Here is a 14713-nt window from a genome sequence, read left to right as displayed (position 1 = left end):
CGATAGGGAATCAGTCTCATGAAACGCCTGCTGCAACTCCTGCTGTTCCTCGGGGTCGGCCTGATCCTGCTCTCTTTCGTCTCGGTGACGCGAGTTGAAGTCTCGCGACCTGACGGGGGGATCGACCGGGCCGTCCGCGCCCTGACCACACGATTCGCTCGCGACGCCGGCGAGCCTCGATCCATCAGGACCGTCGCGAGCGATCACGAAGGGACGGTGCGTCAGGTTCTGGGCCAGGTATCCGCCACCGAGGAGCGCGCCAAGGCCGACGCCCGCCGCCAGCTCGTGGAAGAGGTGCGTTCCTGGCTCGATCCACAGGTCCCGATGTCCTGGCTCCCTCCGGGGCACCTCGTCGACGATCTCGTCGTCGAGACCCGGGTGACCCCCGAGGAGAAGCCCTACGGGACGGTCTACACCGCCGCCCTGGACGCGGAGTTCGACGCCGCTCGACGCGATCGCTTGATCGCCGCCTACCAGGGCGACGTGGTACACGAGCGGATCTTGAAGCTCGGGGCCCTGTTCGGCTTCCTTCTGGTCTGCCTGGCGTCCACCTCCGGATACATCCGGGCGGACGAGGCGACCAAGGGCTACTACACCAGCCGCCTCCGCCTGGCCGCGGCCGCCGTTGTGGGGGCCTCGGGCGTGCTAATCTACCAAATGCTCAGCTGATCGAATCTCACGACGTGTCGGCGTTCCCCGCCGTCCGCGAGGGTTTCGATAGCCAAGGGGCCGTCGGCGGAGTTAGAATCCCGAGAGGCCGGGCGCGGATCGGCGGCAACCGAGCGACCTCCAGGCGAGACACCTCCTCCGATGGCGACGTCCGAATCCGACGCCCTGATCGTCCGACAAGTCCGATCGGGAAAGGCCCTGGCCTGGCGGCAACTCATCGAGCGTTTCGAGGGCAGGCTCCTCGCCTTCGTCGACAGCCGCCTGCGGGATCGCGCGGCGAGCGAGGACGTCGTGCAGGAGACGTTCATCGGCTTCCTCACGAGCCTGCCGCACTACGACGAAAAGCGCGACATCGAAGCCTACCTGTTCTCGATCGCCGCCCACAAGCTGACCGACCATCTCCGGAAGCAAGGACGGCGGCCTATCGACCAATTCGGCTCGGACGACCACGGCCGGCCCCTCGACGAGGTGGCCGGCGGCGCCCGCGCCGCGTCGAGCATCGCCCGCAGCGGCGAACGTCGACGCGAGGAGGAACAGCTCCTCAGCGAATCGATGGGACGCCTCGTCCGCGAATGGCTCGGGCGGGGCGACTTCGACCGAATCCGCTGCATGGAGCTGCTGATCGTGAAGGGCTGGGCCAACAAGGACGTGGCCCGCCGGCTGGGCCTCACCGAGCAGGCCGTGGCCAGCTACAAGTTCCAGACGATCGCCCGGCTCAAGGACATGGCCCGCCGCGCGGGGATGAGTTTCGACGAACTCAACGAAGGGTGACGGCGTGATGAGTCGTGAAGATCCGACCCAAGGCCCGGCCGCGATCGAAGAAGAGACGCTCCGCGCCTACCTGGCCGATCGACTGCCGCCCGAACTGATGGCCCGCGTCGAGAAAGCCCTTCGCGAATCGGCCTCGCTCCGGGCACGCCTGGAAGACGTCCGCAACGATCGCGACGACTTCCACCTCCATTCCCTGGGGGCCATCTGGCGCCGGTCCCGGCTGACCTGCCCGACCCGCCAGCAGCTGGGGAGCTATCTGCTCGACGCGCTCGATCCCGACCTGGGCGCGTACTTCCAGTTCCATCTGGAGGTCGTCGAGTGCCCCTTCTGCCAGGCGAACCTCGCGGACCTCGAGGCCCAGAGCGTGACGCCCTCCGCCGCCATCGCATCCGTCACCCGCCAGCAGCGCATCCTTCGATCCAGCGAGCACCTGCTCGGCGACGACAATCCTTGACGCCGGGGCTCAGGGCCGCGGGCCGACGTCTTCGGCGTCGGCGCCCGGCGAGGAGGCGTCCGCGTTGAGGATCGCGTACGCTCGCGAGGAGAGGCGCCCCTCGGGCGTCGTCGGCCCCATCGCGAACTGGATCGCCGAACGGATCGGTCGCGTCTCGGAGAAGAGCGCGGACCATTCGTCGAGCCCGGCGATCGGAGGGACGCTCGACGGGCCCGAGACCCAGGAATTGCCCACCACGTCGAGCTGATTCTCCACTCCTTTCCAGGCTACCACGTCTCGGGTGAGCGGAACCTCGGGCGTGGCAGGTTTCCAATCCAGGAGCCGGTCCACCTTCACTGCGCACGAAACGACCTCCAGGTCGAGCCTCGAGCGATCCGGGAAATCCACCAGTTGCAGCAATCCCTCGCCCGAAACCGTGCAGCGTTCCAGCCGGAGCGACCGCGATCCGTCTCTCAAGCCGCCCCCCTCGAAACGGATCTTGCCTGCCCACCCCGTCCGGACCGATTTCCCGGCCTTCACCGCCTCGGACGGCGTACCCCCCGGGACGAACATGGATTCGCGAATCACGTGGGTCGCGCCGGCCAGGGCGTGGATCTCGAAGGCGGTTTCAAAGCCCTCGAACCAGCAATGATCGATCTTCATCCCGCTCCCATCCGTCCGGACGGCGCAGGAGCCGGGATAGCCGCCCGCCGGCGCGGCCCGCAGTTCGCAGTGATCGAGCTCGCACTTGCCGGCGGTCATGATTAGCGGCGGCGTCGCGGCGGCTCCCTCCGTGGCGCCGCTTCGGTGGACTTCCAGAGTCAGGTTCTTCAACACCAGGTTGACGCTCGACCCCAGCGACAGGAAAGGCTTCTTCCCGTCCAGGCGGATCTTCAGGACCGTGGGCGTCCCGCCCTCCCCCTGCAGCTGCAAGCTCCCGCGACCTGACAGGCTCAGGCCCGCGTCCGCCTGGAATTCGATCGGCTCCCCCCTCTTGAACACCACGACGCCCTTGCCCCCAAGGGCCGTCTCCATCGCCCTGAGGAGGTCGGGTGCCGCCTTCATCTTCCCGTCGACCCCGAGGACGGCGATCGACGCTTTTCCCCAGGAGAACTCCGGGGGGCTCGCACGCCCGGAATCCTTCCCGACGGCCGAGGACGCCGACTTGCGGAGCGGAGTCGAATCGTCCGATGAGATCGGCCACCACCTCCGGATGGCGGAAGTCCCCACATAAAGCCCGAGGACCGACACCAGGGTCGCCGCCGCGATCCAGCGACCTCGTCCGGTCGAGGCCGCCGTGGCGAGGTGCCAGGCCGAGACGCCCGATGTCGAGGCAGATCCGCTTGAACTCGTCCCGCTGCCGGAGGAGGACGTTCGGCCTCCGCTCGAACCGAACCAGGGCTTGGACGTTCGAGAAACGTCGGTGAGCAAAGGCTCGGGAGGGATTTCCAGGCCGAGCGAAAACTCTCCGGAAGTCCCGGCGCCTCCGTCGCCGCCCCCTGTCGTACTCGTCGGCACCTCCGGAGGCGCGATCTCGGGTCTCGCCTCGGCCTGCCCGACCTCCGCGACGATCGCCGTCAGGACGGGTTCGCGGTCGGACGTCGTCTTTTCCGCGAAGGGCCGAAGCGCGGCGGCCAGTTCCAGTGGCGTCTGGTAGCGTTCCTCGGGCTTCTTTCGCATCATCTTGGCGACGACCTCGACCAGCCCCTGCGGCAGGTCGGGGGTCATGGCGGAGAGCGGGGCCGGATCCTGGGATTGGTGGGCGAACAGCTTCTCCGCCAGGCTGGGGTGCGGGAACGGCACCTGGCCGGAGATCATGTGATACAGGCTGCAGCCGAGCGAATAGATGTCGCTCCGGATGTCGGCCGAGTGCGAATGGCGGGCCTGCTCCGGCGCGACGTAATCGAACGTGCCGACGGTGGCGCCGTCCCGCGTGACCTGCCCCTCATCGGCCAAATCGATCGCCAGTCCCATGTCCGCCAGCTTCGCGACCCCCTCGTTCGTCACGATGACGTTATACGGGTTCACGTCGCGGTGGATCAGACCTTTGCGGTGCGCATGGTCCAGCCCCAGGGCGACTTGCTGGCAGAACCGAGCGGCCAGCGCGTATGGGATCCGCCCCTCCGTGGCGATGAAGAAGCCAAGGCTTCGGCCCTCGATGAACTCCATCACCAGGAAGTGTCGCCCGTTGGATTCTCCGAAGTCGTACAGGCGGACCAGGTTCTCGTGCTGAAGTTGGGCGCCGACCTTCGCCTCGCGCTGGAATCGGGCGATCGCGCGGGGGTTGTTCATCCGCTCGGGCGAGAGGATTTTCAACGCAACCTGGCGATTCAATCGCTTGTCCCTGGCGAGGTACACGCGACCCATGCCTCCCTGGCCGATCAGGTCCTGCAAGACGTAGCGATCGACCAGAAATCCGGTGACGCGGCCGGCGAGGAGCTGCTGGGCCTGCCACAGGGTCAGCAGGCCGAGCTGGACGGCCTGCCGGCCCAACCTGCGGTCGAGGTGCTCCGATGCGTGCCGCTTCTCGGGCGGGATGGCTTCCCAGCACCGGGCGAGTGACTCGACGTCGAGCAGCCCGCTCTGCAGCCCCGCTTTCCAGAATCGCGATGTCTTCGGATCGAGCATGCCGGATCCTGAACCGCCCAGGCGGACGGTCTGCAAAAAAACGACGCATGTTCCCCGGGCCCACCCTACTGTACCCCCTCGACGTCGGGCCCTCAAGAAACCCTCCCGATGAGTGACTTTGGGCGCTTCATGGGAAGCTTCTCGCCAGGCTCACGACTCCTGGAAAACCTGGCGTCGCGAAGGTCGATGCGAATCGAGTCACCGGAATAGGGGGCCCGCGTTAGAACGATGCACTCGGTGCGGCATTCATGGGTGCGGGCGCCGGTCGATTTTTCCGCCCCTCGACGGGGGACGCGGATCGGGCTCGCGGCGGCAGGGAGGCGCGGGGAACCCTATCGACTCAGGAGATTCGCGGTCATGTCGCCTCAAATGATCCTCCCCATGTTCGATCCGGCCTGCCGACGCCTCTTCCATGCCGATCGGCAGGGGGCGCAGGGGCAGCTCGTGGCGATGGAGATCTGGAACCGCGCCACCGGTCGCGACCTGGGAAATCGTCGCTTGAGCGTCTATCGATGCCCTCGATGCGGCGGTTATCACGTCGCGGCGAAGGTGGTCCGAACGCGGTCGAGCTGCCATTCGCCGGCGGACCCGATCGAGATGACGCGGGGGGATCACATTCGAAATGGAGAGCCGGCGGCGCTCTGAAGATCCGCCGGCGTGTGCGAAATCGATGGCCGGACGGAGCCCGGCCTTAGCTCGAACCGGCTGCGATGTCGTCGGCGAGTCGCTCGACCACCTCGCGGGTCAGGTGGCATGGCGTGCGTCGGCGGCCGCGTCCGCCGGGGTCGACGACGTACCGTTCGAACCGGCAGATCCCTTGCCGATCGAGTCGAACCTCGTAGTACCCGCGGACGTCGCCGCGAACGGTCGGGGACGCGCTTCGGAGTTGCGCCAGCCCCGCGCCGCCGTCGACCTCCAGAACCTTGAGGGGTTCCAGGAGGTAGGAGACGCTCTTCGACAGCTTTTCGCCCCAGGCGTTCAGGGCCTCAGGCGTCCATTCCTTGCGATCCGAAGCGACGTACTCCAGGGCGTCCAGGGCGACGCCCACCGAGTCGAGCGACGTGATCTCCAGGTTGATCCGGTCGGGCCCGTCGTCGAGCGTGACGACGCAGGGGAGGTTGTAGGCCCTCGTGTTCTCGTCAAGCGCGGCGGCGATCTTTCGGCTCAGCGTCATGGGAAACACCTCCCAAAGGGCGGATCGAGTGATCGGTTCCGTCAAACGATAGTAAGGTCGGCCGCCCGTCGACGGTCGTTTCCAGGTGGACCGGACGCGTCCAGAGGCGGTGAAGATGACGAATGGTGTCCTGGGCGTAATCCAGGCGTAAGTCGACGCCGAAGTGCTCCTGGCCGAGGTAGAGTTCCCCTCGATTTCGATAGTTCCCGTCCCTGACTCGGATGATGGGCTGGCCGAAGTTCGTCAGGTTGAAGAGCAATCGCTCCTTGATCTTCTTGAACTCGCGGCTCTCGATCTCGTAGAGCTCGTTCTGATCGTTGTGCTTGAAGCTGAAGAGCTGATAGCGCTTGCAGAAGTCCTGCGTCAAGAAGGTGTCGATGAAGGTCACGTCGTTGTGGATGCAGCGGACTTCGAAGATCTTCTTTCGCCCTAGGCCCGCCTGGGTGTCCCAGCGTCGCTTGGTCTCGTAGTCGTCGCACTCTTCCCACTCGGGGCCGAACTGGCCCTTGTTCCAGCGCTCCTCGACGTCGCGCAGCAGCTCGATGCCGAGCTTGTATGGATTCAGGCGTCCGGGCTGCGTGGCCATGGTGCCCGAGTGGTGGTCGGCGTAGTCGAGCAGTTCGGACGGGTGGAGGATCTTCTGGGTCATGATCGTGGAGTGCCAGAAGGAGGCCCAGCCCTCGTTCATGATCTTGGTCTGGCCCTGCGGGGCGAAGTAGTAGGCCTCCTCGCGGATGATCGCAAGCACGTCGTGCTGCCAGGTCTTGAGCGGGGCGTGCTCCAGCAGGAATAGAAGGACGTCACGCTCGGGCTGCTCGGGGAACGCGGAGGGCTTGGCCTTCTGACGCTCGGCCTCCTGCTGGAGCTGGGCCTCCTTCAGGACGCTTGGAGGGTTGATGAAGCCGTCCATGTAGGCCTTGCTCTGGAACTTCGACGTCTGAGGATCGGCCTCCTCGCCCTCTTGGAAGTCGTATCGATCGACGGGCTCGCGGCGCTTGATGTGGGGCGAGTAGACGTCGATCAGGTTCTCGAGCGAGAGGCACGAGTCGATGAAGCTCTCGACGGCGTCCTCGCCGAAGCGCTCCATGTAGGATCGGATCCGGGTGCCGTGGTTCGCCGTCTCGTCCATCATTTTGCGATTCGTCTGGCTGAACCAGATGTTGTTCTTGAAGAAGTCGTTGTGCCCGTAGACGTGGGCCATCACGAGCTTCTGGTCGACGAGTTGGTTGCACCGCAGGAGATAGGCGTAGCAGGGGTCGTTGTTGATCACCATCTCGTAGATCTTCTGGAGCCCGTAGCGGTAGCCCTTGGAGAGCTGCTGGTACTCCATCCCGAACCGCCAGTGGGGATAGCGGGTCGGGAAGCCGCCGAACGCGGCGATCTCCGAGATCTCGTCGTAGTCCAGGACCTCGAAGATCGTCTCGTAGAAGTCGAGCCCGTAGTCGCGGGCGTGGCCTTCGGTTTCGAGCTGGATGGCCCGAAGGTCGGCGGGCAGGTCGTGGGTGTTGGCGATCGACATGGTTCCGGCCCCTCCCTCGATTCGTCGGTGGTCGGTTCGGGGCGGCCCGCTGGGCCTCCTTCCCCGGCCCTGCTCAGCGTCCGCGGCCCAGGAATTCCTTGATCGACTCGTAGATGCCCTCCTTGTTCCGGATCTCGGAGAGCGCCATGTTCGGGACCGCCTCGAAGGCCTCCTCAAGCTCGCGGTAGAACTCTCCGGAGCCGTAGGGGCTCTCGACCTGCCCATAGCCGAAGAGGTTGCACTTGGGCAGGAGCTGGTCGCGCAGGAGGCCGATGCACTGGCGGTTGTCCTCGCCCCAGTTGTCGCCGTCGGAAAAGTGGAGGACGTAGATGTTCCAGTCCATCGGCGAGTGGGATTCCTCGATGATCTTGTTCGCCAGGTTGTAGGCCGAGCTGATGCGTGTGCCGCCGCTCTCGCGGGTGTGGTAGAAGGTGTGCTCGTCGACCTCCCTGGCGACCGCGTCGTGGATGATGTAGCGGGTCGTCACGCCGTCGTACTGGCTCTTGAGCCAGGTGTCGATCCAGAACGCTTCGGTCCGGACGATTTCCTTCTGGTCGTCGGTCATCGACCCGGAGACGTCCATCAGGTAGAGGACCACGGCGTTGAACTGGGGAGAGGTGATCGGGTTCCACGATCGGTAGAGCTTGTCCTCGCGGATCGGGATCACCAGGGGGTCGCGGGGATTGTACTGGCTGGAGGCGATCTGGCGCTTCAGGGCCTTCTTGTAGGTCCGCTTGAAGTGCCGCAGGCTTTCGGGGCCGGCCTGGCGGATGCCCGTGTACTTGTCCTTCTCCTCGATGATGTTCGCCCGCCCCTTGGGCTCGATGCGCGGCAGGGCCAGTTCCTCGCCGAGGATCTGGGCCAGGTCGTCCATGGTCAGCTCGACCTCGAGGATGTGCTGGCCCGGGGCCTCGCCCGCGCCGGGGCCGGATTCGCCCTCGCCGGAGCGTCCGATGGGCGTGCCGACGTCGCCGGGCCCCTGCCCCACGCCCCCTCGATTCTTGTCCCCGTAACGGAATTCGGGGATCTCGATCTGGGGGAGCGGGATGGAGACGAACTCGCCGCCGGTCTTGCCGATCAGTTCGCCGTGCGTGATGTACTTCCGCAGGTCGGACTTGATCTTGCCCCGGACGATCTGCTTGAAACGATTGGCGTCGCGATCGATTTTTCGCACCACGGCTCTCGAGCCCCCGCCGCTCGCAGGTTTGTTGATTCGCATCCCGGCCGGGGACGCGGCCGTCCCGCCGCGACGGCCCCGACGCGGACGAAACGACGAATACTCCGGATAGATCAGAGATCCGCCGGAATCCGTTTGGCAAAGAGCAGGTTGAAACGTTCGAGGGTGGAAATCCGGGACGGGTCGAGGCGTAGCGGCCGGGTGACGATGGAGGTGGGTTGAGATCGCGGCTCGCAACGATCGGCGAGATCCGGCTTCCCGGGTCGAAGGATCGATCGACGTCTCAACGGCAAATTGTAGGCCGGGCATCCCTCGGTCATCAAGCCGGCCCGCGGAATCGTCGGTTTCGCGGGATCGAGCGATGTCACTTCGCCTCGCCCTGCCCGGAACGCAGGCTGCCCATGCCTGCCTCGCGGGCGGGGCGACGCGACCTCTCTACCGGTCTCGGCCCCTCGAACCGGCCGGACGAAAGCCCGGCGCGGCTCCAGGGGCTCGCGGCGAGTCCTCAATGGCCGCCCCGCTTCACGTCGCCGCGGGCGAAGATGCTCGCGACGTAGTTCAGGACGTCGGTCGCGGAATCTTCGTCGTAGCCGTAGCTCCGGATGAGGCGGGCCTTGACGATGTCGATCTTTTCCTGGGTGTCCTTGTCGACCACGCTGGACACGAGGCTCGTGAGCTTGATCGTGTCCTTCTGGTCCTGGAACAGCTTCAGCTCCAGAGCCTTCTGGAGCCGCTCGTTGGTTCGGTAGTCGAACTTCCGGCCGTCCAGCGAGAGGGCCCCGATGTAGTTCATGATCTCCCGTCGGAAGTCGTCCTTGCGGCTCTCGGGGATGTCGATCTTCTCCTCGATCGACCGCATCAGGCGCTCGTCGGGCTCCTCGGCCTGGCCGGTGTACTTGTTCCGGACCTTCTCACGCTGGGTGTAGGCCTTCACGTTGTCGATGTAGTTGCCGCAGAGGCGGGTGAGGGCGTCCTCGTCGGCGGCGATGGCCCGCTGGACCTCGTTCTTGACGATGTCCTCATACTCCTCCTTGACCAGCGCGAGCAGGTGCCGGTAATGCTTCCGGGTCTCCTCGCTGTTGATCAGGGAGTGGTGCTTGAGGCCCGACTCCAGCTCGTTGAGCACCATGAACGGGTTGATCGAGCGCTCGGTCGGGTGGGCGACGAGGGCGTTGGAGATCTTGTCCTGGACGTAACGGGGGCTGATGCCCAGCATCCCTTCGCGCTCGGACTCCTCGCGAAGCTCCTTGATGTTGTCCTCGGTGAAGCCGGGGAGCGTCTTCCCGTTGTACAGCTTGAGCTTCTGCATCAGCGTCAGTCCGGCGTTTTTGGGCTCCTCCAGCCGGGTGAGCACGGCCCACATGGCCGCGACCTCCAGTGTGTGGGGGGCCAGCCGCTTGCCGCGGACCTTCCGCTCGTTGTAGTCCTTCTGGTAGATCTGGATCTCGTCGTTTAGACGGGTGACGTACGGTACGTCGATCTTGACGGTCCGGTCGCGCAGGGCCTCCATGAACTCGTTGGACTGCAGCTTCTTGTACTCGGGCTCATTGGTGTGGCCGACGATCACCTCGTCGATGTCCGTCTGGGCGAATTTCTTGGGCTTGATCTTGTGCTCCTGGCTCGCGCCCAGGAGGTCGTAGAGGAAGGCGACGTCGAGCTTCAGGACCTCGATGAATTCGATGATGCCGCGATTGGAGATGTTGAACTCGCCGTCGAAATTGAACGCCCGCGGGTCGCTCTCGGTGCCGTATTCGGCGATCTTCCGGTAGTTGATGTCGCCGGTCAGCTCGGTGGCGTCCTGGTTCTTCTCGTCCTTGGGCTGGAACGTCCCGATGCCGATCCGGTCCTGCTCGGAGAGGATCAGTCGGCGGACCCGCACGTCCTGCACCACCTCCGCCCAGTCGCCGGCGTGCCGCTCCATCCGATCGTTGAACATCTGCCGGCAGAACGGGCAGAGGTCGCCGACGACGTTCAGGTCGTAGGTCAGGGTCCTCCCCTCGGCGAGACGGGCCATGACCTCCGCTCGGACGTCCTGAGGGACGAGATGCAACGGCTCCTCGTGCATCGGGCATTCGAGGAACGTCTCCTCCCCCTCGGGGCCCACGTCCCTCCAGCCGAAGCTGAAGAGTCGGCCTTCCTCCGAGCGGGAATAGCGTTCGAGGCCCTTCTTCAGCAGCCGCGCCAGGGTGCTCTTGGAACTCCCGACCGGGCCGTGGAGCAGGAGGACGCGGCGTTCCGTGCCGTAACCGTGCGCGGCGCTTTTGAGGACGTTGACCAGGCTGATCATCGTCCGTTCGAGCCCGAAGATGGCGTCCTGGCCCCCCTCGTCGGGGTCGTCGAAGAAGTTGTAGCGGACGAGCTTGTCTTTATTGACGACGATCTCCGAAGTCCCCTTGCTGATGATCATGTCGTACAGCCGCTGATAGGCCGTGCGCGTAACGCTGGGGTCCTGGCGGACGAGATCGAGATATTCCGCGAACGTGCCGGTCCAGTGCTTCTGCTTGTACTCGTCGGGGTTCTGGCGACGGGCGACCAGGGTGATGAGATCCGATCCTGCGGACATGACTAGGATCCTCCTGTAGGTCGTTGTTTCAGGCTGTTTGCCCACCGAGAGGAGATCGAGTCGGCGAATCGGTCGCTCGGAGAGGAGAGGATCCCGATTCGGCCGGTGCGGGAAAGGCGCGCGACGCCCCGCTCCGGCTCAAGGCGCGACCGTATTGCCAACGGGACGATTGCGAGGCGAAAGGGGAGGGCTGGACCTGGCGAGGGATCCCGCGAAGGTCGGCGAAGCGAGCGAGGGGTCCGGAAGGCGGACGAATGGGTCTCCCAGGGCAAGCCGCTCTCGACGACGGGTGACACGTTGGTGGTCTGGAGTCGTCGATCGCCATTACAACCCCGCCGTCGCGAATCTGTCAAGCGAACCGGAAGCCCCAGCCTCTCACGGATCGCCGCGGTGCCCCGACGGCGCCGCCGACTCCAGTACGTACGTCGTGGACGTTCCGGGCGAAGCTTTCCGGCATTTTTTCCCACTCCGCGCATCGCGTCGCCGGGTACCGCGCCCTGCGACTACGCCCGCGCCGGGTTCGCCCGGCGTCGATCGCCCGCCTCCCCTTCGGAGGGCGCCGCAGAGCCGAAAGTTCGCGTCGATCAGCCGAGGGTCAGGGCCGAGCCCTCGGCGGCCGCGTCGCCTTGCCCGCGGATCGGGACGATCTCGGGTTCGACTTCGTTGGGGTCGCGGGCCAGGCGGGCCGTCGGCAGGCTCTGTTCGCCGAGCTGGACCAGGGCGGAGAGCGTCCAGAGTCCGACGGGAAGGCTCACATAGTGGGCGTAGGCGTCGGCCGCCGGCAACACCCACCCGGCGGGCGGCAGCAGGAACAGGACCGCATACGCCAGCGCCGAGAGGCACCCGCAACCGAGCGCCGCCACGACGGCCACCACGACGAGCCTCCCTCCCTCACGGGTCAGCAGTCGGCCGAGGCCGCGGACGGCTTCGCGGATCGACCCCCGTCCCCAGGCCGCCGGTCCCGCGATCCCCATCACCACCAACGAGCCCGCCTGGAGCATGAGCAGACCTGGCCCGAGCGACCAGCGGACGGCTCGCCCCGCCTCGCCCGCCATCCACGTCGCGGGGAGATGCTGCGACGCCAGGAGGATCAGGGTCGCCGCGTAGCGAGCCGGGAGGACGGCGAGGCACACGACGCACGCCGCGGGCATCAGGCCGATTGCCGGCCGGGCGTCGATCGCGCCGGCCTGGTCGTCCGCCGAGCCGCCGTCTCGAAGCTCGGCGAGGATCCAGGCCAGGAGGAAGCCGTCGCAGGCCAGCATCAGCGCGGGGATGATGAGCACCTCCAGGAGGAGGCAATTCCCGACGGGAAGCTCGCCCCCCCCCGCGGCCCTGGCGAAGAGCCGGTAGAGGACGTAGAGGATCGCGCAGGCACCGACGGCGCTTCGCCACCCGGAGGCGTCGTCGAACGATCCAGCATCGCCCTCCGCGGCGTATCCCCGGCCCGGCTTCGGGGACGACGAGCGACTCCTGGCGGACGAGTAGACGATCACGACGGCGGCGACGAGGAGCGGCAGGTAGTCCCCCAGCCCGGCCACGTCGCGGAGCGGGGTGGTCGCCGCGGCCGCTCCATGCTCCAGGATGAGTTCGACCGGCCCCCGGCTCCGTTCCAGCAGCAGCAGGTCCGACCTTCCCCGTTCGGCGTCACCCGAGAAGAAGGCGAGGCTCTGACTCCCGGTCCACGAGAGGACAGTGCAGGTCAGGAGGATCGTCACCATGCGACCGGCCTGCCAGATGCGCGTCACCGCCTCGCGGAAGAGCCTGGCGTGGCCAAAGACGTCCACCACCTGCCGGAACGTCGTCCCGGGACCCTGGAACAGAGAGGCCGCGACGGCGAGCACCAGCGGCGCCGCGCCGAGGATCAGGAAGACGTCCCACTCCGGTGCCGGGCGGGATGGCGAAAGGGTCAGGCCGCCGCACCAACGTCGGAGCGCCAGGTAGGCGGTGGCGGCGGGGTTGGCCGGCGCGGCGAACCCGGTCGCCTGGGCCCAGATCCAAGGGGGGCCGAACGAGTCCATCAATCCACCGCCTCGCGGGCCCTCCCGGGCATGGTAGGCCGGGGGCGTCCCACGCCCCTCGATCGGCCTCGCCCCGACGGACCTGCGACGAGTGTAATCGGCCTCGTCCGAGCACGCCAGACGCCATCGCAGGTTGGAGGAAGCGTCCGACCCCGGTCGTCGCGCACGCCGGTCCCCGCCGGGACGTCGGGCTTGAAAGACGTGAAGACATCTGTTCAAATCGATACAGGGGGTCCCGCGGGATGCGAGGCCTGCGAATCTTCCACCCCGGTCCGTCCGACGTCTCCGACAGCGTCCGGGTCGAGGCGGGCGATCCGCCTTCGGCCCCCGCATCCGGGAGGAACGGCCATGCCGCGGAGCGATGTAAATCCCGAGACCGTCCCCGACGTCCCCGGATATGAGGTCGTGCGCGAGATCGGCCGCGGCGGCATGGGCCGCGTCTACCTGGCGCGGCAGCTCAACCTGGGGCGGGCCGTCTGCGTGAAGCTCCTCACCGCCCCCGACGCCGAGCACGCCTCGGAGCGTCGCGAGCGGTTCCGACGCGAGGCGAAAATCCTGGCGATGGTGTCGCACCCCCACGTGCTGACCGTCCTCGATTTCGGCACGCTCCCGGAGACCGGCGAGCCGTTCCTGGTGACCGAATACATCGAGAACGGCGACCTCCGCAAGTTCCTGCGGAGCGGCCGCGCCGTCCCCGCCGCCAAACGCCGGGCCATCCTCGCCCAGATCGGCCAGGCCCTGGTGCATCTCCACGCCAAGGGCATCCTCCATCGGGACCTGAAGCCGGAGAACATCCTGACGCCGACCGACTCCCTGGTGAAGGTCGCCGATTTCGGGCTGGCGGTCCTCCTGTCCGAGCGCGGCGACCTGACGCGGACCAACCGGGGCATCGGCACTCTCGTCTACGCGTCGCCCGAGCAGCAGAACGGCGGTCCGGTCGACGCCCGGTCCGACCAGTATTCGCTCGCGGCCGTGGCCTACGAGATGGCGACGGGAAAACGCCCGGTGGGCAATTTCAAGCCCCCCTCGACCGTCGAGCCGACGCTCGACAAGCGACTGGACGGGGTGCTCATGAAGGCCCTTTCCCTCGACCCCGAAAGTCGCTACGCCCGCCTGGAGGATTTCCTGGCCGACCTGGACCGGGGGCTGGCCACCGATTCCCTTCCCTCTTCCCGCCCCTTGATCGCGACCGGCTTGGTCGCCCTGACGCTCCTCGCGGCGGCGGCTTTGGTGTATAGCGTCCTCCCCGCTCGCGAGGTCCCTCCTCAAGAGGTCCTCGCGGCCCAAGGCGTCCCGGAAGACGCCCCCGGACCTTCCGCCGAGTTTCGCCGCCTGACCAGCATGCGCGCCCATGAGCTCTGGGTGGCGCAAGGCTCTCCCGAAGGCGAGGAGGGTGACGAGGTCAGCACCGCCAACTGGTTCAAGGCCGAGGAGCAGGTCCGAAAAGAGGTCGAGGCCCGAGCCTACGAGATCTGGCTCTCCCAGGGCAGCCCGACCGGCGCCGAAGGCGCGAAGGTCGAGGGGCCCAACATGAGGAGGGCCGAGGCCGAACTCCTCGACGCCGCACTCAAGGCCGCCGAGAAGGTCGACGACCCCAAACCCTGATCCCTCCATCTCAGCGCATCCCCAGCTTTGCGAACGATCTCGGGACTTCCGAGACCCCCTGTTCCAGGCTCCCTGCCCGCCGCGTCGCGCGATCGGCCGCCTTCTTTTGTCGCTAAATCGTTCGTAAGATTCGGGAAAGTTCGCCGTATCCCCGGT

At 66.6% G+C, this 14713-nt stretch carries 11 protein-coding genes; 5 read left to right on the top strand and 6 right to left on the bottom strand.

What is annotated here, in order from left to right:
- Positions 1 to 18: 18 nt before the first annotated feature.
- From G6O68_RS18020 to G6O68_RS18010, 3 genes are all read left to right on the top strand, one after another.
- The gene (locus G6O68_RS18020) at positions 19 to 669 is read left to right on the top strand and encodes a hypothetical protein (protein ID WP_165250028.1); all 651 of its coding nucleotides are present in this window, start codon (positions 19 to 21) and stop codon (positions 667 to 669) included.
- A 141-nt stretch (positions 670 to 810) separates the two neighbouring features.
- Positions 811 to 1440, top strand: a complete 630-nt coding sequence (locus tag G6O68_RS18015; RefSeq protein WP_165250027.1) for an RNA polymerase sigma factor — start codon at positions 811 to 813, stop codon at positions 1438 to 1440.
- Between the two features lie 7 nt (positions 1441 to 1447).
- Complete coding sequence (locus G6O68_RS18010) at positions 1448 to 1894, top strand: hypothetical protein (RefSeq protein WP_165250026.1); 447 nt, start codon at positions 1448 to 1450, stop codon at positions 1892 to 1894.
- A gap of 9 nt (positions 1895 to 1903) precedes the next feature.
- On the opposite strand, the gene G6O68_RS18005 is transcribed toward G6O68_RS18010, so the two are convergent.
- On the bottom strand, positions 1904 to 4597 hold the full coding sequence (locus tag G6O68_RS18005; RefSeq protein WP_240911380.1) for a serine/threonine-protein kinase: 2694 nt from the start codon (positions 4595 to 4597) through the stop codon (positions 1904 to 1906).
- Between the two features lie 261 nt (positions 4598 to 4858).
- Here G6O68_RS18005 and G6O68_RS18000 point away from each other — a divergent pair, with 261 nt between their 5' ends.
- Positions 4859 to 5146, top strand: a complete 288-nt coding sequence (locus G6O68_RS18000) for a hypothetical protein (RefSeq protein ID WP_165250025.1) — start codon at positions 4859 to 4861, stop codon at positions 5144 to 5146.
- A gap of 46 nt (positions 5147 to 5192) precedes the next feature.
- Here G6O68_RS18000 and G6O68_RS17995 read toward each other — a convergent pair whose 3' ends face one another.
- The 5 genes from G6O68_RS17995 to G6O68_RS17975 form a co-directional block, all read right to left on the bottom strand.
- Positions 5193 to 5675, bottom strand: a complete 483-nt coding sequence (locus tag G6O68_RS17995) for a hypothetical protein (RefSeq protein WP_165250024.1) — start codon at positions 5673 to 5675, stop codon at positions 5193 to 5195.
- Entirely contained in the window at positions 5641 to 7194 is a 1554-nt protein-coding gene (locus tag G6O68_RS17990; RefSeq protein WP_165250023.1) for a SpoVR family protein, read from the bottom strand. Before G6O68_RS17990 ends, G6O68_RS17995 begins: the two co-directional genes overlap by 35 nt.
- Before the next feature lie 73 nt (positions 7195 to 7267).
- A complete protein-coding gene (locus G6O68_RS17985; protein WP_165250022.1) occupies positions 7268 to 8371 on the bottom strand; it encodes a DUF444 family protein in 1104 nt (367 codons plus the stop codon).
- Positions 8372 to 8876: 505 nt separating this feature from the next.
- Positions 8877 to 10934 (bottom strand): PrkA family serine protein kinase, encoded by a 2058-nt coding sequence (locus tag G6O68_RS17980; RefSeq protein ID WP_165250021.1) that lies wholly within the window; start codon positions 10932 to 10934, stop codon positions 8877 to 8879.
- A gap of 584 nt (positions 10935 to 11518) precedes the next feature.
- Positions 11519 to 12952 (bottom strand): hypothetical protein, encoded by a 1434-nt coding sequence (locus G6O68_RS17975; protein WP_165250020.1) that lies wholly within the window; start codon positions 12950 to 12952, stop codon positions 11519 to 11521.
- 348 nt (positions 12953 to 13300) lie between these two features.
- On the opposite strand from G6O68_RS17975, the gene G6O68_RS17970 reads away from it, so the two are divergent.
- Complete coding sequence (locus tag G6O68_RS17970; RefSeq protein ID WP_165250019.1) at positions 13301 to 14557, top strand: serine/threonine-protein kinase; 1257 nt, start codon at positions 13301 to 13303, stop codon at positions 14555 to 14557.
- Positions 14558 to 14713 lie beyond the last annotated feature (156 nt).

This window comes from Paludisphaera soli (genome assembly GCF_011064595.1).
Taxonomy (GTDB): Bacteria; Planctomycetota; Planctomycetia; order Isosphaerales; family Isosphaeraceae; genus Paludisphaera; species Paludisphaera soli.
This window is presented reverse-complemented; position numbering and strand designations above follow the sequence as displayed.

Excerpts from the sequence above, each read along its gene's own strand:
- G6O68_RS18020 (WP_165250028.1), top strand. The coding sequence starts at position 19 with ATGAAACGCCTGCTGCAACTCCTGCTGTTCCTCGGGGTCGGCCTGATC.
- G6O68_RS18015 (WP_165250027.1), top strand. The coding sequence starts at position 811 with ATGGCGACGTCCGAATCCGACGCCCTGATCGTCCGACAAGTCCGATCG.
- G6O68_RS18010 (WP_165250026.1), top strand. The coding sequence starts at position 1,448 with ATGAGTCGTGAAGATCCGACCCAAGGCCCGGCCGCGATCGAAGAAGAG.
- G6O68_RS18000 (WP_165250025.1), top strand. The coding sequence starts at position 4,859 with ATGTCGCCTCAAATGATCCTCCCCATGTTCGATCCGGCCTGCCGACGC.
- G6O68_RS17995 (WP_165250024.1), bottom strand. The coding sequence starts at position 5,675 with ATGACGCTGAGCCGAAAGATCGCCGCCGCGCTTGACGAGAACACGAGG.
- G6O68_RS17990 (WP_165250023.1), bottom strand. The coding sequence starts at position 7,194 with ATGTCGATCGCCAACACCCACGACCTGCCCGCCGACCTTCGGGCCATC.
- G6O68_RS17980 (WP_165250021.1), bottom strand. The coding sequence starts at position 10,934 with ATGTCCGCAGGATCGGATCTCATCACCCTGGTCGCCCGTCGCCAGAAC.
- G6O68_RS17975 (WP_165250020.1), bottom strand. The coding sequence starts at position 12,952 with ATGGACTCGTTCGGCCCCCCTTGGATCTGGGCCCAGGCGACCGGGTTC.
- G6O68_RS17970 (WP_165250019.1), top strand. The coding sequence starts at position 13,301 with ATGCCGCGGAGCGATGTAAATCCCGAGACCGTCCCCGACGTCCCCGGA.